Source organism: Geomicrobium sediminis (genome assembly GCF_016908595.1).
Lineage (GTDB): Bacteria > Bacillota > Bacilli > Bacillales > Marinococcaceae > Geomicrobium_A > Geomicrobium_A sediminis.
Map to the genome: position 1 here is coordinate 54037 of NZ_JAFBEC010000014.1, position 19254 is coordinate 73290.

Below are 19254 nucleotides of genomic sequence, written 5' to 3' on the forward strand. Positions count from 1 at the left end.
AATATTCGAACTTATTATTTACTTCTAACAAATTCTTCTCTATATTGGTACTGGAACCTCATGAATCGGTAATCCGATTGGTAAATCGCATCATAATCAAGGACTTGAACTAAAGGAGTTGGTATTGTTTTGTCCGCAGAAGACGTGAAGAATTTGAAAAATTGGCTAATCACTCGTAGTATCTATTGCTCCTTTTTTATTGTTACGATAATCACCGCAGCTATACTATTGGATAATATCAAAATAATATGGTCAACGATGCCAGCAGTAATACTGATTGTATACTACACAAGCAAGAATTATAAGGAAAAGAAAACCAACCTTTATAAATTAGAATAAAACAAGCAGACTCAGAGTAATTGAGTCTGCTTGTTAGTTAATTTCACTCTTTCACTAATGACACGCCTCTATTCACGTTTCTGAAACGTAAACCGAAACGTAACATCATGTTCAGAGCTACTTACGTCGTAGCGTACATCTAAAGCTTTCGCCATTTGAGAAACGAGATACAAACCAATACCGCTTCCACCCGTATGGCGATTCCTTGATTTCTCAACACGATAAAACGGTTTAAAGATCATGTCTTGCTCCTCTTCACTCAACGTAACACCATCATTGTTTACCGTTACAATCGTTTCATCCCCAGATTCCTTTATTGAAACTGTGAGATTCCCTCCAGCAGGAGAATACATATACCCATTATGAATGACGCTATACAACATTCGTTTGACGAGCTCTTCATTTCCGATGACGAATTGCTCGTCTGGAAGCGTAACGTTCGTCGTCATGTTTTTCTCTTCTCTAAAGTAATCTAACTTATGAAGCGTCGTTTGAATGACGTGAACAAGGTCGATTTCGACTTGTTTTTGATTGAGCAAGTCTCGTTCAAATCGTGACAGTTGCATCATGTTTTGTACGAGCGTCTCCATTTCTTCAGTTGTATTCAACGACTTTTTCAAATAATGATCGCGATCTTGATAAGGGCCAATGTTATGGATCATTCCTTCCATCTGTCCTTTCAAGATCGTGATCGGTGACTTTAATTCATGAGAGGCAGCAGAAAAATATTCTCGTCTACGTTCTTCAATCTCACGCTCTCGTTCGATGTCTGATTGCAATTTTTCATTTGCAGATTTCAATTGTAGCAACGTTTCTTCAAGGTTATTTGACATTTGATTAATGCTTTTCGATAACTCTCCAATCTCATCATCGCTGTCGTGCTTAATCGTTTTCGAAAAGTCCAACCTTGCGAGTGATTGAGCTGATGCATTTAACTTAAGCAACGGTTTTGTAATCTGTCTCGAGAAGAAGTACGCACAACCGATTGATAAAATAATCGCTACAATAAGAATGTATGGCAAAAACAAAAATAACGCTTCCGTTGCTTCACTGACAGGTTGCAACGATGCATTAAAGAACAAATGAAACGCTCGACCTTCAATGGTGATCGGTACGGTTTGACTATAACCCTCTAAAAACCCTTCTAACGTAGGAGGTTGAACAGCAGTCGTGCGATTGCCGAGTCCGTCTTCAATTTCAAACGTGCGAGCGTTCAGGGAAAATAGCGGATGAAAGTTCTCATCTAATAAATAAAAGTAGACGTTTTGATTCCAACTAAGTGCTTCTAACTGTTCATACGTTTCTTGGAACGTCGCCTCCTCTTCATTCGCTTGCAAGACGATGCGTTCAATCTGTTCATCAACTTCTTGAATTTTGTATTGTTCATAAAAACTCGGTAAAAACAAATACAGCAATGCATAGAAAACGAGTGCTAATGTGACGAGTGTAACAGCGGTAATGAGAAAAACTTTACCTGTTATTCGCTTTGGTGAAAGATGCTTAATGGTCGGTAACATGTAACTTATATCCGACTCCTTTTACTGTCATAATTCGATCCGTTGATAACTTTTTTCGCAGATTCTTTATGTGGGTGTCGATCATCCGAGTTTCTCCAAGGTACTCATACCCCCACACATGCTCAACGATCGTTTCTCTCGTCAAGACTTTTCCTTCGTTTTCCATTAGCAGTTTTAAGATATCAAACTCTCTCGTCGTTAAACTAATTTCCTCATCGTTTACCCACACTTGGTAACCAAGAGCGTCTAATTTTAATTCTTCGTGTACATAATAGTCTTTTTCTTTTTCATGATGGTGATTCGTGCGTCTTAATACCGCTTCCACACGAGCAGTTAGAATCGTAAATGAAAATGGTTTCGTAATGTAATCATCTACCCCTACCTCAAAACCACGGACTTGATCTTGTTCTTCACCTAATGCCGTTAACATGATAATTGGCACAAACGACGTGTTGCGAATCATTTGAACAAGTTTGATTCCATCAATATTAGGCATCATTACATCAACAATACATAAATCAAATGGTTCGCGCTTAAACGCTTCATACGCTTTAAGTCCGTCGTCTGCGGTTACCACTTCATACCCGTTAGCCATTAGAAATTGTTTAACGATTTCTTGAATCTCAAGGTCGTCTTCAGCTACTAATATTCTACTCATGTTCTTAACGCTCCAACTTTGATCTGTCATTATCTACTTCTTACTATACACTACGTGCTAAATCTAAAAAAAGAGTGAGCACCTTAAACTGAAGGTACTCACTACGTATCCGCTCCTTTCCTAAACATGCCTTACTTTCCTTAACGTTTCATCGTCTAAATGAGAATGCTGGGGGGCAGCATTTTGTTGATCTACCTCTTACATTAAAGGGCTCATCTGTAGTTCATGTGTAGGAGACAAGAAGTTCTTGTGAGACTCTCATCCTTTTTTCTAGTACACTAAAATTCACTCTCATCGGTATTTAAACTTCAGTAAGGGTTGTGATCATTCATGCGAGAAAAGACGATTTTGCATAAACAAGCAAGAACGATTCTTACGAAAGCCTCTGGCTTTCTTCAAGGATACAGTCACACCCTGAACCCTTATGTCGGATGCGCGTATGGCTGTTCTTATTGTTACGTAAGGAAAATGCCAATCGCCCTTTTTCGGGAACAATCGTGGGGTGACTACGTTGATGTAAAAGCAAATGCTAAATCATTGCTCATAAAAGAACTACGACGTGAAAAACAAAAAGGACCGGTCACGGTTTTTATGTCTTCTAGTACTGATCCTTATCAGCCGATTGAATACAAAGAAGAGTTAACTCGCAATCTCTTAGAAGCACTTACTGAAGACCCACCTGACTTTCTATTCATTCAAACGAGAAGTCCAATGGTTACTCGTGATTTGGACTTATTCCAAAAATTAAAGGACCGTCTACTCGTAAGCATCACAATCGAAACAGATGAAGATTCGATTCGAAAGCAGTTTTCTCCACAAGCACCTGCCATCCGAGGGCGACTACGAGCTCTTAAAGAACTTCATGCGAATGGTATTCAAACGCAAGCTGCGATTGCTCCACTTTTACCAAGCTCACCAAATTTCCCAAAAATCCTAAGAGACCACACAAACCGAATCACGATTGACGACTTTTTCATGGGTGATGGCAGTGGCGGTAAACGAACGAAACAACTGAACATTCAAAACAAATACGAACCTGAACATGTCTATCATTGGTACGATGAGAACGCCTACAAAAAATTACTCCGTCGTTTCCAACAAGAATTTCGTGATAAAGAACTCTTTATTAGTCAACAAGGGTTTTTACCACCAACCTAAACAAAAAGAGCAACCGTCATTCCACGGTTGCTCTTTTCCAAAGTGTCGAAAAAGTGTTGTTCTTATATAAATGAAGTGAAGAGTTAATGAACTTGTAGATTTCAAAGTATTGAAGTTATACATATTACTTTTGCTTTTGTAAACTCATTATGCCGTATAAAAGCGGCTGTCGTGGCGAAGACCCCTGCGGCGGCCTGCAAAGCAGGTTGGTTCTACATCATTGCTATAAGCAATGACTGTTGAACTTCCTTTATTCGTTAGCCGAAGATCATCGTGCGAAGCACTAAGCTCGTGCAACGCCCGCGGCAAGCGTAGCCACAGAAGTCGCTTACTCATTTACAAGTACTCATTTGGTACGTTTAAGTTTCTCAACAGCCTGAAAAAGAGCAACCGTCATTTGATATGCTCCCTTCAAAGTAGACACTTAAAAAGTGAAACCTTTGGAGGGATTTTTTTTGTTGAGAAAATTAAAGGTTGATTTGGCGATTCTAGAAGACGTTTTCAAGAAACGTGTTGCCGGCTATTCCTACAAGTGGCTCATTGAAACGTATCAACTTCCGATCGTTGAAACCACCTTACATCGGTATTATGAACGGTACCGGCTTCATGGGCTTGAGGGTTTACAAACGAGGAAATCGAACCAGAGGTATTCGAAGGACTTTAAAGAAAAGGTGGTTCAAGAATACGTAAACGGTCATGGCTCGCTTCAATCCCTCACGATTGCGTACAACATTCCAAGTCGACAGACACTGAAAAACTGGGTGATGCGTTATACTTTAGGAAAAGAGATGAAGGACTACCTTCCAAAACCTGAGGTGTATACGATGAACGCACGCAAAACAACCCTTGAAGAACGGATCAAAATAACCGAAGAATGCATACGAGAAGGCCTCACCTATAAAGAAATGGCTGAGAAGTACCAGGTCAAATACTATCAGGTCTACCAATGGGTGAAAAAGTACAAAGAACACGGACCGGATGCGCTGATTGATGGACGAGGAAAAGGAAAAGCCCCATCTGTTCAGACGGACGCTGAAAAACTTGAGGCAGAAATCAAAGCCCTGAAGGCACGTAACCAATGGTTAGAGATGGAGAACAACGTCCTAAAAAAGACCAAAGAAATCGAAGAGGAGATGATGAGAAACGCCTCCACCAAGAAGCGTCCTACCAAACGATCGAAGCGTTAAAAGAAGCGTATCCAATTGCCTGGCTTTGTGAAGCGCTGGGGATCTCACGGGCGAGCTACTATAAATGGATCCAGCGCCAAACGCCTGACGATGAAGCCGATGACCGAGCGCTTATGGACGAGATCACAACCATTTATCACGATCACAAAGGCATCTATGGCTATCGCCGTATCACCATTTATTTACGCCAACGTAAAGGCATGACCATTAACCATAAGCGTGTTCGTCGTCTGATGAAACACCTTGGTTTGCGTGCCGTGATCCGACAAAAGCGAAAGTCCTATCGCCCAAGCACGCCTGAAGTAACCGCAGAGAATCTACTCAATCGAAACTTCACTGCTGAACGCGAAAATGAAAAGTGGCTGACTGATGTGACTGAACTGAAATTCCCTAGTGGTCAAAAAGCGTACTTAAGTGCAATTTTAGACCTTGGGAAAGGAACCATAGTGAGCCATGTCCTCGGTCATTCCAACAACAATAAGCTTGTCTTTGATACGTACCATCAAGCGATTGAAAGAACGCAAGCGACCCATGTTCTTCTCCATAGTGACCGTGGCTATCAATATACATCGCCAAGTTTTCAACGTTTGTTAAAGCAGCGTCAGTTTGTCCAAAGCATGTCTCGTGTAGGCCGATGTATTGATAATGGACCGATGGAGGCGTTTTGGGGAACGTTAAAATCGGAGATGTTTCACTTAAAGAAGTATCATACGTTTGAAGAGCTCGAACACGATATTCATGCGTACATCAAGTTCTATAATGAAGACCGAATCACATTAAAAATGGCATAGCTCACGACGAGCTATACCATATCTACATACTTTACTTATTTACCTGTCTACTTGACAGGGGGCAGTTCAATTAAACGGTCGCTCTTTTTTTTATCCTTATATTAGATCATGACTTTACATACGTCTTGCGAAAATGCAACTGGATCTTCAAGCGGTAATCCTTCAATTAGGAGGGCTTGGTTGTACAATACGTTTGTGTACAAAGCCAATGTCTCTTCATCCGCATGCTGCAATTTCGTAAACACCTCATGCTTTGCATTAATCTCTAACACTTTATCTGCTTTGACTTGTTGATTATTGTCAGGCATCGATTGAAGGACTTTTTCCATTTCAATCGTAATTTCTCCATCTGCCGCAAGTACGACAGGGTGAGATTTCAAGCGTTTTGATTCACGAACATCTGATACTTTGTTGCCTAGAATCTCTTTCATTTTATTAAAGAGTTCTTTAAAGTCATCATTCGTTTCTTCTTGATCTTCGTTAAAATCTAAGTCTGCACTCGAAACCGATTGAAACGGCTTCTCCTTGTAATTCTCTAGCATTTTAATCGCGAACTCATCAATATCTTCTGTAAGATAAAGAATTTCAAATCCTTTATCTGCAACCATTTCTGTTTGTGGAAGCTTTTTAATTCGTTGTACAGATTCGCCTGTTGCATAATAGATTGCTGTTTGTTCTTCAGGCATACGATCGATGTACTCAAGTAATGACGTATACTTTTCTTCATGCGATGAATAGAAGAGCAGCAAATCTTCTAAGTCCTTTTTGTTCATTCCAAAATCGCTATACACACCGAACTTCAATTGACGGCCAAATGATTCATAAAACGTCACGTAACGCTCACGATCATTTTTTTGCATCGTCTTTAATTGTGATTTGATTTTTGATTTGATGTTTTTTGCGATCAATTGTAGTTGGCGATCATGTTGCAGCATTTCTCTTGAAATGTTCAACGATAGATCTTCTGAATCGACGAGTCCTTTAACGAAACTAAAGTAATCCGGTAACAAGTCAGAGCATTTTTCCATTATCAACACACCGTTAGCATAGAGCTCTAACCCTTTCTCGAACTCTTTAGAGTAATAATCAAATGGAACGTTTTCTGGGATGTAAAGAATGGAATCGTAACGAACAGCACCGTCAACACTAATATGAACATGATCTAACGGTGTATCAAACCCATATCGCTTATCTTGATAAAACTGCTCATAATCTTCTTTCGTTAATTCACTTTTGTTTTTACGCCAGATTGGAATCATGCTGTTAATCGTCTGTGTTTCAACGACTTCAACCATATCATCTGACTCTTCGTCTTTTGGCTGTTGAGTTGTTACGTTCATCGTAATTGGATAGCCAATGAAATCAGAGTACTTCTTAACAATCGTTTGTAGGCGATGTTCTTCCAAATACTCATCGTATGTCTCGTCTTCACTGTTTTCTTTTAACTTCAAAACAATTGTCGTACCAATCGTCTCTTTGTCTACTGGGTTAATTGAGAAACCATCGGTACCGTCTGAAGTCCAAGCATAGGCCTGTGTCTCATCAACAGAACGACTCGTAACGGTTACTTCAGATGCAATCATAAATGCTGCATAAAAGCCTACACCGAATTGTCCAATAATATCGTGACCATCTTGAATTTCTTGTTCCTTTTTAAACGCGAGTGAACCACTCTTGGCAATCGTTCCGAGGTTGTTTTCAAGTTCTTCACGTGACATGCCGATTCCAGTGTCTGTGATCGTTAATGTACGCTCTTCTTTGTTCGGTTGAATGTGAATGTAATAATCCTCACGGTTAAAAGTAATGTTGTCATCTGTAAGCGCTCGGTAGTACATCTTATCAATTGCATCACTTGCATTAGAAATTAATTCACGTAGAAAAATTTCTTTATGCGTATAGATCGAGTTAATCATTAATTCTAATAGTCGTTGTGACTCAGCTTGGAAAGGTATTTTTGTCATGATAAGTCCTCCTTCACATTTCCATTAGCACTCTTCTATGTAAAGTGCTAACCTATTTTTATTTTACAGATCTCGTGCAACGCGTCAACATTTCTCTTAAGCTTTTAACAATTATGTTACGACTTTTGCTAATCTTTAATTGAATTGTTAACGTGGTGCGTGCAACTTGTTTGTATAATAGTAGTAAGGAGAAAGGCTCTCTTACAAGAGGTGAGATGCAATGAACCATTTCAATATACAAGCGATTATCAAACAAGAAGAAATCCATTCAGTAATCTCTCTTTACCGCCATACGCATGCAAAAGAACAATGTGATGAGATACAAACTGAACTTTTACAACACTTTCATTATGAAGGTTTTTTAGCTTTGAAAGTTTTGGACGCAAATGATCAACTTATCGGATTTATTTACGGCTATACATCAAAGCCTGGTCAAGCCGATCATGAACAATTTAAAACGACGTTAAACAAAGACTTATACGATCAATGGCTACACCATTGCTTTGTCATTACAGGAATTGTGATCCACCCTACAATCCGTCGAAAGAAAATCGTTCGTTATTTAATTGAACACATAACAAATGTCGTGCGACATAAAACAGCGATTTTAACATTAGAACTCTCGAACAAAAAAGATCGTAATCTATATAAGCAACTCGGTTGGGATCTGATTTGTGACCATTATTACCCGACCTCCATCATTAAACCCTTTGTTATTATGGGAAAACAACTCCAATCCACTCCCCAACTTACTTCTCAAGCATAGAGCAATTTTGCTCTATGCTTGTTTTTGTAAAAAACTACTAAGCTCAATTGATTGTTTGTCATTCAAATCCCATGTATATTTTAAAGGGAAGTGTTCATTCGGAGAGGATAAAATGACTCAATCATCTTTACGCTTTTGGTTAAAAGTATCTCGAGCACAAGTGTTACCGGTTATGGTGCTTCCAGTTATGATTGGTGCAGCCGGAGCATTTGCGTTTACGCAATCGCTTCATCTCGGTCTTTTTCTTATTACGCTAATCGGTGCACTTAGTGCCCATTTATTTAGCAATATGATTAACGATTTGTGGGACTTTAAGAATGGTGTTGACCAAGCAGCTGAAGAATCTGCTGCTTCAATATCCACAAATTCACGTGTACTACCGAATGGCCAAGTGAACATCCGCACGTTTGCTCTTGTTACTTGGGGGTACTTCGCAATAGCTCTCCTTGCTGGCATAAGTTTAAGTGTTATTGTCGGTTGGCCCGTATTTCTCTTTGCTGTAGTTGGTGGACTTATTGCTTACTTTTATGTCGCTCCACCGCTGAAGTTCGGCTATCGTGGTAAGGGGTATAGTGAGCTTGCTATTTTTCTTGCGTTCGGTGTATTACCAGTGACTGGAACGTATTATGTTCTAACTGAATCACTCCATATCGAGGCTTTTTTAATTAGTATTCCGATCGGCTTGTTAACGACACTAATTCTTTACAACCACCACTTCCTTCATTGGGAAGCCGATCTAAACGCTGGTAAAAAAACACTCGTCGTTATTTTTGGTGAGAAGAAAGCAATAAACTTCTCAAAATTCCTTGCAGGATTAAGTTATCTATCTTTGCTTCTTCTTGTTATTGGACAAGTGTTACCTTGGTACGCCCTCATCGCTTTATTGTCTGCGTATCCACTATTGAAAACCTATGGATCATTATCGTCTAAAAATGAAAGTAAACAGTATGCCGTTCTAATGGGCGCATCATTAAAGGCGACAATCCGTACTGGCTTAGTTATGACTTTATCGCTAATTATTAGCGGTATAATTACAATGTAGAGGTGAACATCATGACAGAGAAACGAGTATTAGGAGAATTTCATAACATTATTAATGAAAATAACACGTGGAGAATTGGCGGCTTCCCACTTCAAGATGGAAGCTTTTGGGAATATCGCGAACCAAATGCGGTCGTCATTTCTCGAAACGGCATGCTTTATGTTCGTGCACCACTAAGCCGTTCACATGACCACGTCCAAATTCTTGATAATGCTAAGCATATGTACTACTCAAAAGAACCTGTTATTGTACCTGAAGATGGCAAAATCAGCTTTGAACTTAGCATTAAAGCAAATACGAAAGACACGACTCCTGGTGACTTGTATGACGGGTATGTATCCATTAACTTGCTTGATTTCACTACAGGTGCAGCGCTTGATTTCTTTACAAATGCTGAACAATATTCTTCTGTTTATGGAATTCTTCCATTCCCAGGCGTTGACGTTCCTGACACCGATCAAACGAAATATTTCTGCATGTTCAAAGAATCAACGGACCACTTTAAAACTGATGATTTCAACCTATACAAAATTACGTACGACCAACACAACGACGAAGTGATTTTCTACATTAACGATCATGAAGTACGTCGCGAAACAAATGTACCAGTGAAATTAAACCAATTCACAGTCGCACTCGGAATTATGACTGAAAAAGACCTTACTGCAAACGGCAGTGTAAGTGTTCACGGTCAAACGGTTATTGGCGAATGGTCTCCTGTAACGATCACAACTGAAGAAGAATAATCAAAAACGGCACCTTTTAGTGAAGGTGCCGTTTTTGTTATTTAATTCTATTCATAGACCTCATAATTCTGTCCAGTTTGCATACCTTCTGCAGATTTACTATACGCTAAAGCCACTTTTTCCCCAGCAACCGGCTGGAAACCTTTAAAGAAGCTACCAAGTTTCTCATATGACTCCTCTAAAACCGTAGGGCTTACTGCGTTAATTCGAATACCTCTTGGCATTTCGATAGCTGATGCTTTCACAAAAGACCGCACAGCGCCGTTGGCCATCGCAGCAGAAGCTCCTTGTGGGATCGGATCATCCATCATAACTCCCGTCGTAAGGGTGAAGCTGCCATGGTCTTTCACATAAGGAATGCCGAGCAATACGAGGTTAATCTGACCTTTTAACTTGCTCATTAAACCTAACTCGTTTTTCTCTGGTGTTAACTCTTCAAGGGGAGCAAATCCAGCTCTTCCTGAAGCATTAATGACAGCATCGATCTTTCCGACTTGCTCATACATTGCTCGAATGCTTTCTTCATCCGTAATATCAACGGTCACGTCGGCTCCAGATCTTCCGGCACGAATCACTTCATGCTGCTTCTCTAACCGTTCGTAGACCTTAGAACCGATCGTACCACTTGCTCCGATCAATAAGACTCTCATGTGCACTCAACCTTTCTTCTACGCCGATTTCTATTCTGGTTACCTAAATAACTATGAACAATATTCTTTGCCTATGCAAAGTTCCTTACGATTCATCTCGCTTAGCGTATTCCATGATCGAAAAACCAATATAGGAAAAGAACGTCATCAAAACAAACGAGAAAACAATGAGTCCCATCTGTACGTTCATTAACAGAAATGATTGATAAAACCATATGATCACAGCTAATGAAAACCCAGAAATCATTGCATACTTTAATTTATTCAAACGAACATTACTCCCTTTCCCAGTTTTCCTTAGTTTAACACATACGTTTTTATGGTTAATCGTTGTTGCACAATCAATAGCAGAACTTAACACACGACTAAAAAGCTGCTTAGAGATTAATCATCCCTAAACAGCTTTTCAATTGATTTTAGCGTCTTTTATGAAGGGTCATAATAAATTGGTGCATTCGGTCCAAGATCTAGCCCTAAGAACATCCATACAATTAACATGATTGTCCATGAAATGAGGAAAAAGATAGAGAACGGGAACATCGTAGATATCAGCGTACCAATTCCCATCTTGCGATCATACTTTTGAGCAAATGCGATAATCATTGCAAAGTATGGTAAAAGTGGGGTTAACATGTTTGTTGCAGAATCAGATACACGGTAAACAGCTTGAGCAAGCTCAGGCGAATAGCCCGTTTGCATCATGATTGGTACGAAAATCGGTGCCATCATTGCCCATTTTGCAGAAGCTGAACCGATAAACATGTTTAATGTTGCCGTAACAATAATAAAACCGATCACGACTGGTAATCCATCAATATTCAATGAGGTTAAAAACTCACCACCATATATTCCGAGGACAAGATCTAAGTTCGATTCATTAAAGAAAGCAACAAACTGTCCTGCGGTAAATGCTAGTACGATAAACATACCCATCGATGCCATCGTATCAGACATTTGCTTAGCAACATCTTTATCACTACGAATTTCTTTCGTCACAATACCATATACGATACCTGGTACTAAGAACAAGATGAGGATAAAGACAACGAGAGAATCCATAAACGGAGACATGACGATTGGCATTTCAGGGTCGTCCCCTCGCATAGGGCCCCATTCTGGTAGAATGAGCAGACTTAATACCCCAGCAGTTACGGCAACAGAAATCACTGAATAAAGGAGTCCTTTTTTCTCGACTGGCTTTAGACGCTCAAGATCACCACGGTAATCCCCTTTGTACTCACCAAGTCTAGGCTCGACAATTTTCTCAGAAACGATCGTACCTACAATTGTTAGTAAAATCGTTGACGCAATAATAAACCACCAGTTCATTGCAACGTTCATTTGATCAGCGTATGCTGGATCCATTGTTGCTGCAGCATTGATCGTCATCTGACCGAGCATCGGATCAATTGATGTTAGGATTAAATTGGCACTAAAGCCACCAGATACACCTGCAAATGCCGTAGCAAGACCAGCGATCGGGTGTCGACCAAGTGCAGCATAAATGACCGCTCCTAGAGGGGGCAATACGACATACCCTGCATCAGTTGCAACACTTGACATAATAGCCGCAAACAATAGGCCTGCTGTAATGAGACGGTTCGGAATCGATAATACAAACGCTTTTAACCCTGCATTAATTAGTCCAGTACGTTCACATACACCGATACCAATCATCGTTGCTAACACAACACCGAGTGGTGCGAAGTTAATAAAGTTATCGACCATACTCGAAAATATATAAGTAATTCCTTCGCCACTTAACAAATTGAGAACTTCAACAGACTCCCCACTGTTCACCGGGTCGTCGACAGAAACATTAAAACTAGATACAATTGCAGATGCCAAGATGACGATTAACGCCAATAGTGCAAACAATGTGACAGGGTGTGGTAAATTATTTCCCGTCTTCTCCACAAAGTCTAAAAAGCGTTGAAAAAGCCCTTTTTTTCTAGGTTTTTTCTCTGTTCCCTCATTCATAACAAACACTGCCCTCTTTCTACTCTCTTATCGCAAAAGAATTCAAACAATTATCGCCGACAAACGTCGACTTCAAAATCCATAAAACTAATAATGCAATTTTCATGCCTAAATGTCAACGAGATATTATTATTCTAAAAAAATAATTTTTTTCCAAGGATATGTATGTAAATGTTCGCTATCAGTTCATAAAAAAGAAGCTACGTAACAAAAAAATCGTTACATAGCTTCTACGCTTTATTTTTCAAAGAAACGAATGAGTTCTTCTGTGAACTTCTCTCGCTCATCATAGAATAAACTGTGACCACTATCGTTAAATGGGACAATTTCAGCTGCTTCAATTCCTGACTCCATAACTTCTGCTAAATCAAAGGGACAAATCTCATCATTCTTACCGTGTAAGATTGCGGTTGGTACTTCTATTGCTGATAAGTCGTCTCGTAGATCCGCATCACGTAACGTTCTTGCACATGCAATCGTTGCATGTGGGCTTGCGTCCATCGCTAAGCTATGGAACCAACGATTGTAAGCTTCACTCGGTTCGTGACCAAAGAACAACTCTCCGAAGTCTTCAAGCATCTTCGCTCGATCTTCGTACGAACCTTCAATTAACCCATTAACATTATCTTTTGGAATACCAAACTGGAAATCATCGCGTTCTGTGAATACGGGTGCTGCAGCTCCTAATAAAGCAAGTTTACGAATTCCTTTCCCTTCATGCCTTGCCATATATCGAATGGCAATCGCGCCACCCATTGAGAAACCTGCTAAAACTGCATCGTCCAATTGTAACTCATCAATTACAGCTCTAAGATCATCAGCTAGTGCGTCATACGTATATCCAGATGAAGGCTTATCTGATTTACCGAAACCTCTTAAGTCGACACCAATAAAGCGGTACCCTTTTTCTGGTAGTACAGCCATTTGATGATCAAACATACGGTGGTTAACAGGCCAGCCGTGCAAGAAGATGACTGGTGTTCCTTCTCCAATATCTTCTACAAATAGTGTTGTTTGATCGAACGTTTCAATAAAGTGACCCATGTAAGACACGCCTTTCCAGTATTTAGTTACTGCTAATGCAATTCCCATAACTTCCATTTGTGAAACTAGAAAAACAAACATGGAGGAATCGTTTAGACTAGCATTACAATTATCGGAAATGATACGTTAACTACCCGTCATCGTTCTAAGTCTATGTAAAATGAAAGATAGCATATTTTACCGATAAATTCAGATTTTTTAATAAAAAGCTAGCCAGCACCTCTACATTCGAACTATACTGAAGAAGAATACGTGTTTACGATTACTTAAAAGGAGTGAAGGCTTGTTATGAGATCTGATCTTTTACATTTTATTGATGGTGAATGGGTGAAATCTACAGGAGCGGATTCAATTGAAGTATTAAACCCTGCCACTGAAGAAGTTATCGGCACGATTAGTAATGGAACGAAAGAAGATGTGGACCTTGCTGTAAAAGCAGCTCGTAAAGCATTTCCAGCTTTCTCACAAACGACAAAAGAAGAACGAATTGCACTATTAACTCGTATTGCAGATGAATACGAAAAGCGTAAAGATGATTTTGTTGAGATGATTACACAAGAACTCGGTGCTCCGATCGTAATGAGTGAGAAAGTACACTATAATATGGGACTTGCCCATTTTCGTCAAGTCGCAAAAGAACTTGAGACGTTTGAATTTACCGAAAAGCGTGGCCCTACATTAATTCGTAAAGAAGCGATCGGTGTAAGCGGTCTCATTACGCCGTGGAACTTCCCAACGAACCAAACGTCAACAAAGCTTGCAAGTGCATTTGCCGCTGGAAGTACGGTCGTCCTAAAGCCATCTGAATTAACACCATACGCTGCACTAATTTTAACGGAAGTCTTTGAAGCTGCTGGTGTGCCAAAAGGGGTATTCAACCTCGTCAATGGCTCAGGGGAAACCGTAGGCGATGCGATTAGCTCACACCCTGATATCGATTTCGTATCCTTTACAGGTTCTGGAGCCGTCGGACAAAAAATAAGTGAAAATGCAGCGAAAACGATTAAACGAGTTGCACTTGAACTCGGCGGTAAATCGCCATTAATTGTACTTGATGATTACGATATGAAGAAAGCAGCTAAAATTGCTGCTGGTAATGTTTTCGCAAACTCTGGTCAAGTATGTACAGCTGCAACCCGTACTCTCGTCTCTAAAGCAAAACACGACGAATTCATCGAAGCTTTGAAAGGGGTACTTCCTAGGTTCAGTGTTGGAAACCCTCGAGATGAAAAGACATTCTATGGACCCCTCGTTGCCGAAAAGCAATATAATCGTGTACAAGACTACATTCAAAAAGGTCTTGATGAAGGCGCAGAACTTATTGCAGGTGGTACAGGTAAACCAGAAGGCCTTGAAACAGGCTATTACGTAAAACCGACCGTTTTCACAAATGTCAAAAATGACATGACGATTGCCCAAGAAGAAATTTTCGGACCGGTCATGTCAATTATTACGTATGATACGTTAGAAGAAGCAATTGAAATTGCGAACGATACGATCTACGGTCTTGCAGGCTACGTCGTTGGTGAAGATGAAGAAACTGTGCAAAAAGTTGCTTCCTCCATCCGCGCTGGGCGTATCTCCATTAACAACCCACCTTCTGACTTCTCTGCTCCTTTTGGAGGTTACAAGCAATCAGGAGTTGGGCGCGAATGGGGCGAGTATGGAATCGAAGAATATCTTGAAATTAAAGCAGTCGTTGGCGTATCATAATGATAAACTACAAAGCCCTTGCGATGATTTATTGCAAGGGTTTTACTATGAGGTGAACATCATGTTCAAACGCTTATTCCAAAGAAAAAGCTGTTTCTTTTGTAAAGGAAAAACCCCACATATGAAACACTACCTTACTCTTGAAAAAGAGACGGTTCTCGTATGTGAAAAGTGTCTTGAATATGCCGAACGCCGAGCATTTCAAAAAGCTTAATTTACATGAACAAAATAATACTCACTGCCATAATTGCCATTCCAAACACAACGCCATAAATCGTTGAATGGCCTTCATCATATTCACGCGCTGCAGGTAAAAGTTCATCTAGTGAGATAAAAACCATTATGCCTGCAACTGCTGCAAAAATAAATCCAAACATCATTTCGTTCAAATAAGGCATTAGAAATAAAAATGCGACAACCGCACCGAGCGGCTCTGCTAGTCCTGACAAAAAAGACAACTTAAATGCTTTCTTTCTGCTCCCCGTTGCAAAATAAACCGGAACACTTACAGCAATACCTTCTGGAATATTGTGAATGGCAACTGCAATCGCAATTGCTATACCGAGTGTTGGATCGTGTAATGCCGAAGCGAACGTAGCAATTCCCTCTGGAAAGTTGTGTATCGCAATTGCCAATGCAGTAAACGTCCCCATTTTTAATAAGTCAGGTTGCTGTTTATGAACTTCGCGTAAAGAACGGTTCATATCTTCTACTTTTTTAACTTCATGTGGATTTTTCTCGTTCGGTACGAACCGATCAATAATTGCAATTAAAAGCATCCCGCAGAAAAAACTGAGAACGGTCAACCACTTTCCTGTTTCCACTCCAGAACCATTCGTTAATGCTTCTAATGCTTTAGGAAAAATTTCTACAAATGAAATAAAGATCATTACGCCCGCACTAAACCCTAACGCCCACGAAAGGAACTTCGTATTTGTCGTCGACGTAAAAAAAGCAATTAGACTACCAATTCCTGTTGCTAGTCCTGCCATTAGTGTTAATAAAAATGCGATCCAGACTTCTTCCCCCATCCTCTAGACCTCCACTTCCTCTGTTCAATCTAGTCTATGGTGGAACTTGCCAAAAGATACTCGTCTCAAGTTTCATAGTTCGTTGGCACGATAAGCTTTTTTGACTAAGAAAATCGATTCTTCACATCCTACAAAACAACACCCACGTGACTTACATAGTGAATTCATATGTTTGTCTCTTTAAAAAAAATGAACAGACCCCAAGTCTAAATCTCAACTCTTGCATGTTGCCTGCATTAAACGATGTAACGTTTTCAATTCTTTGACGACAAACCTAACAACCTAAACAAAAGAAGGGATTTACTATGAAAACTAAATGGCAACCGTTAGTAGCCATAGCAGTCCTAATGGCTGGTTGTGGCACGAATCCAACACCAGGCAGTGAAGCGACAAATCATATTGGTGACCCAGAGGACATGACTGCAGGGTATGTCATGGAAATGACTGAGTCATCGGTTATTCTAGACTTATCTCCAGCTCATCAAAAGTATGTCCAAGAGGAGCTTGAACAAGATTTCACTGATATGATGTTACGTACACTTGAAGTAGAAATTACTGACGAGTTAGATTTTATTGACCGTGATGGAGCGCCAATTGATCCAGAAATCATTGAAGAAGGCGACCGTTTACGACTTGACTTCGATATGGCTGACTATGATGCTACAGAAAGCCCAGTAGAAATGGATTTTCTCGTCTACGATCCTAAATCGGACGAAGAAATTATCGCTGAACACTCTCCCTCTGAAGAGGGCTATCATTTAGCGATCGTGTATAGTGATGACGATAATATGGAAAATGTAGATGAACAAGAAGTAGAAAAACTTATGCAATCTGATAATCTTTTGCAAGTTTACTACCTCCACACTTCAGAAGAAAAACCAGCAACGAACTTTAAAAATGTTTTTGATTTAGACACGACTCCTGCCTTTGTCGTTTTGGACAGTAACGGAGTTGTTAATACAGCCGGATCAATTGAAGAAGTTGAAAACAGCATAAATCAATAATTTACAGCAAGTGATGATCTCATCACTTGCTGTTTTGTTTTGTGCAAAGGTCAATTATGACTCACCTCCTAATCCATCTACACATACGATGATTTGACCATTTTTCTCTGATTTGGAGGTGTCTTCGTGAATCAACCTGAACATTTATGGAATTCTAATCGGCGCAACCGAAATGGAATTTCAATTAATAATAACCTAATAAATGGTGCCGGAGTCATTGGTGGTAATGGCCCAATTCCAACTGGAATACCTACTGGGATCCCTACATCACCAACAATTCCAACAATTCCAACGATACCGACAGCGCCACCTACAGTTATCACAATACCAATTCCTGGCGCTACTGGAGCGACTGGTCCTACTGGTCCTACCGGTGCGACTGGTATCGGACTCGAAGGAGTCATTCCGTTTGACCCTACTTCTTCACCAACTTATCAAGTCGGGCAAGTAGTCACATATGAAGGCAGCACTTACCTTGTTAACACTTCTCCCCCTACTGGAACGCCTGATACTTCTCCTGATTACACACTCATAGCAGCGGCAGGTGCGACTGGACCTCAAGGAGTATCTGGACCGACGGGTAATACAGGTCCAACAGGTCCTAGTGGAGGAGTTCCTGGTTCTACTGGCGATACCGGCGCTACGGGACCTACTGGCGTTACGGGTGCTACCGGCATCACGGGCGCTACGGGTGCTACCGGCATCACGGGCGTTACGGGCACCGCTGGCGATACCGGTGTTACGGGACCTACTGGCATTACGGGTGCTACCGGCATTACGGGAGCTACGGGCGATGCTGGCGTTACTGGGGCCACTGGCGATACCGGTGCTACGGGACCTACTGGTGCTACTGGCGTTACGGGTGCTACCGGCATTACGGGTGTTACGGGCGATGCTGGCGTTACGGGTGCTACCGGCATTACCGGCGCTTCAGGTATCACGGGTGTTACCGGCATCACGGGCGCTACCGGCATTACGGGTGTTACGGGCGATACCGGTGCTACGGGACCTACTGGCATTACTGGTGTTACCGGCGTCACGGGCGCTACCGGCATTACGGGTGTTACTGGCATCACGGGCGCTACCGGCATTACGGGTGTTACGGGCGATACCGGTGCTACGGGACCTACTGGCATTACTGGTGCTACCGGCATTACGGGCGCTACTGGTGTTACGGGTGTTACCGGCGTCACGGGCGCTACCGGCATTACGGGTGTTACTGGCATCACAGGCGCTACGGGTATCACGGGCGTTACTGGCATCACAGGCGCTACGGGTATCACGGGCGTTACCGGCATCACGGGCATCACGGGCGTTACTGGTATCACGGGTGTTACTGGCATCACAGGCGCTACCGGTATTTCAGGCGCCACTGGTATTACGGGCGCTACTGGCATTACTGGGGCCACTGGCATCACGGGCGCTACCGGTATTACTGGCGCTACGGGTATCACGGGTGTTACCGGCGTTACGGGTATCACGGGCGTTACCGGCATTACTGGCATTACCGGTATTACTGGCGCTACCGGCATCACGGGTGCTACCGGCATTACTGGCGCTACCGGCATCACGGGCGCTACCGGTATTTCAGGCGCCACTGGTATTACGGGGGCTACTGGCATTACTGGGGCCACTGGCATCACGGGCGCTACCGGTATTACTGGCGC

15 protein-coding genes and 1 pseudogene are annotated in these 19254 nt (G+C 41.3%); 8 read left to right on the forward strand and 8 right to left on the reverse strand.

What is annotated here, in order from left to right; genetic code table 11:
- Positions 1-407 precede the first annotated feature (407 nt).
- Both JOD17_RS18060 and JOD17_RS18065 read right to left on the reverse strand, forming a co-directional pair.
- Complete coding sequence (locus JOD17_RS18060) at positions 408-1856, reverse strand: sensor histidine kinase (protein ID WP_204699424.1); 1449 nt, start codon at positions 1854-1856, stop codon at positions 408-410.
- Complete coding sequence (locus JOD17_RS18065) at positions 1840-2544, reverse strand: response regulator transcription factor (RefSeq protein ID WP_042415251.1); 705 nt, start codon at positions 2542-2544, stop codon at positions 1840-1842. Before JOD17_RS18065 ends, JOD17_RS18060 begins: the two co-directional genes overlap by 17 nt.
- Before the next feature lie 300 nt (positions 2545-2844).
- Here JOD17_RS18065 and JOD17_RS18070 point away from each other — a divergent pair, with 300 nt between their 5' ends.
- Both JOD17_RS18070 and JOD17_RS18075 read left to right on the forward strand, forming a co-directional pair.
- Entirely contained in the window at positions 2845-3672 is an 828-nt protein-coding gene (locus JOD17_RS18070) for an SPL family radical SAM protein (protein WP_204699425.1), read from the forward strand.
- A 431-nt stretch (positions 3673-4103) separates the two neighbouring features.
- Positions 4104-5650 (forward strand): IS3 family transposase gene (locus JOD17_RS18075; protein ID WP_204699426.1). Its coding sequence is split into 2 segments (ribosomal slippage): positions 4104-4797 and positions 4797-5650, totalling 1548 coding nucleotides; the frame shifts between segments, so codons are not numbered across the junction.
- Positions 5651-5751: 101 nt separating this feature from the next.
- Here the strand turns inward: JOD17_RS18075 and htpG are convergent.
- On the reverse strand, positions 5752-7611 hold the full coding sequence (gene htpG / locus JOD17_RS18080) for a molecular chaperone HtpG (RefSeq protein WP_204699427.1): 1860 nt from the start codon (positions 7609-7611) through the stop codon (positions 5752-5754).
- 220 nt (positions 7612-7831) lie between these two features.
- Between htpG and JOD17_RS18085 the strand changes: the two genes are divergently transcribed.
- The 3 genes from JOD17_RS18085 to JOD17_RS18095 all read left to right on the forward strand — a co-directional run bounded on the left by JOD17_RS18085 (position 7832) and on the right by JOD17_RS18095 (position 10165).
- Positions 7832-8377: a GNAT family N-acetyltransferase gene (locus tag JOD17_RS18085; protein WP_204699428.1), complete on the forward strand. Its 546-nt coding sequence runs from the start codon at positions 7832-7834 to the stop codon at positions 8375-8377.
- 112 nt (positions 8378-8489) lie between these two features.
- Entirely contained in the window at positions 8490-9419 is a 930-nt protein-coding gene (locus tag JOD17_RS18090) for a prenyltransferase (protein ID WP_204699429.1), read from the forward strand.
- Positions 9420-9430: 11 nt separating this feature from the next.
- Complete coding sequence (locus tag JOD17_RS18095) at positions 9431-10165, forward strand: DUF6081 family protein (protein WP_042359888.1); 735 nt, start codon at positions 9431-9433, stop codon at positions 10163-10165.
- A 47-nt stretch (positions 10166-10212) separates the two neighbouring features.
- On the opposite strand, the gene JOD17_RS18100 is transcribed toward JOD17_RS18095, so the two are convergent.
- The 4 genes from JOD17_RS18100 to JOD17_RS18115 form a co-directional block, all read right to left on the reverse strand.
- A complete protein-coding gene (locus JOD17_RS18100; RefSeq protein WP_204699430.1) occupies positions 10213-10815 on the reverse strand; it encodes a short chain dehydrogenase in 603 nt (200 codons plus the stop codon).
- 85 nt (positions 10816-10900) lie between these two features.
- Complete coding sequence (locus JOD17_RS18105) at positions 10901-11083, reverse strand: hypothetical protein (RefSeq protein ID WP_204699431.1); 183 nt, start codon at positions 11081-11083, stop codon at positions 10901-10903.
- 158 nt (positions 11084-11241) lie between these two features.
- A complete protein-coding gene (locus JOD17_RS18110) occupies positions 11242-12795 on the reverse strand; it encodes an AbgT family transporter (RefSeq protein ID WP_204699432.1) in 1554 nt (517 codons plus the stop codon).
- 237 nt (positions 12796-13032) lie between these two features.
- Positions 13033-13839, reverse strand: coding sequence for an alpha/beta fold hydrolase (locus JOD17_RS18115; protein ID WP_204699433.1), 807 nt, complete (start codon positions 13837-13839; stop codon positions 13033-13035).
- Between the two features lie 288 nt (positions 13840-14127).
- Between JOD17_RS18115 and JOD17_RS18120 the strand changes: the two genes are divergently transcribed.
- Positions 14128-15552 carry an aldehyde dehydrogenase family protein gene (locus JOD17_RS18120; protein ID WP_204699434.1) on the forward strand — a complete coding sequence of 475 codons (1425 nt, stop codon included), beginning with the start codon at positions 14128-14130 and terminating at the stop codon, positions 15550-15552.
- Between the two features lie 215 nt (positions 15553-15767).
- On the opposite strand, the gene zupT is transcribed toward JOD17_RS18120, so the two are convergent.
- Entirely contained in the window at positions 15768-16583 is an 816-nt protein-coding gene (gene zupT / locus JOD17_RS18125; RefSeq protein WP_204699435.1) for a zinc transporter ZupT, read from the reverse strand.
- Between the two features lie 305 nt (positions 16584-16888).
- On the opposite strand from zupT, the gene JOD17_RS18130 reads away from it, so the two are divergent.
- Both JOD17_RS18130 and JOD17_RS18135 read left to right on the forward strand, forming a co-directional pair.
- Complete coding sequence (locus JOD17_RS18130) at positions 16889-17587, forward strand: hypothetical protein (protein ID WP_204699436.1); 699 nt, start codon at positions 16889-16891, stop codon at positions 17585-17587.
- Positions 17588-17713: 126 nt separating this feature from the next.
- Positions 17714-19254, forward strand: a pseudogene (locus JOD17_RS18135) (hypothetical protein); the annotation flags it as partial.

Excerpts from the sequence above, each read along its gene's own strand:
- JOD17_RS18060 (WP_204699424.1), bottom strand. The coding sequence starts at position 1,856 with ATGTTACCGACCATTAAGCATCTTTCACCAAAGCGAATAACAGGTAAA.
- JOD17_RS18065 (WP_042415251.1), bottom strand. The coding sequence starts at position 2,544 with ATGACAGATCAAAGTTGGAGCGTTAAGAACATGAGTAGAATATTAGTA.
- JOD17_RS18070 (WP_204699425.1), top strand. The coding sequence starts at position 2,845 with ATGCGAGAAAAGACGATTTTGCATAAACAAGCAAGAACGATTCTTACG.
- htpG (WP_204699427.1), bottom strand. The coding sequence starts at position 7,611 with ATGACAAAAATACCTTTCCAAGCTGAGTCACAACGACTATTAGAATTA.
- JOD17_RS18085 (WP_204699428.1), top strand. The coding sequence starts at position 7,832 with ATGAACCATTTCAATATACAAGCGATTATCAAACAAGAAGAAATCCAT.
- JOD17_RS18090 (WP_204699429.1), top strand. The coding sequence starts at position 8,490 with ATGACTCAATCATCTTTACGCTTTTGGTTAAAAGTATCTCGAGCACAA.
- JOD17_RS18095 (WP_042359888.1), top strand. The coding sequence starts at position 9,431 with ATGACAGAGAAACGAGTATTAGGAGAATTTCATAACATTATTAATGAA.
- JOD17_RS18100 (WP_204699430.1), bottom strand. The coding sequence starts at position 10,815 with ATGAGAGTCTTATTGATCGGAGCAAGTGGTACGATCGGTTCTAAGGTC.
- JOD17_RS18110 (WP_204699432.1), bottom strand. The coding sequence starts at position 12,795 with ATGAATGAGGGAACAGAGAAAAAACCTAGAAAAAAAGGGCTTTTTCAA.
- JOD17_RS18115 (WP_204699433.1), bottom strand. The coding sequence starts at position 13,839 with ATGGGTCACTTTATTGAAACGTTCGATCAAACAACACTATTTGTAGAA.
- JOD17_RS18120 (WP_204699434.1), top strand. The coding sequence starts at position 14,128 with ATGAGATCTGATCTTTTACATTTTATTGATGGTGAATGGGTGAAATCT.
- zupT (WP_204699435.1), bottom strand. The coding sequence starts at position 16,583 with ATGGGGGAAGAAGTCTGGATCGCATTTTTATTAACACTAATGGCAGGA.
- JOD17_RS18130 (WP_204699436.1), top strand. The coding sequence starts at position 16,889 with ATGAAAACTAAATGGCAACCGTTAGTAGCCATAGCAGTCCTAATGGCT.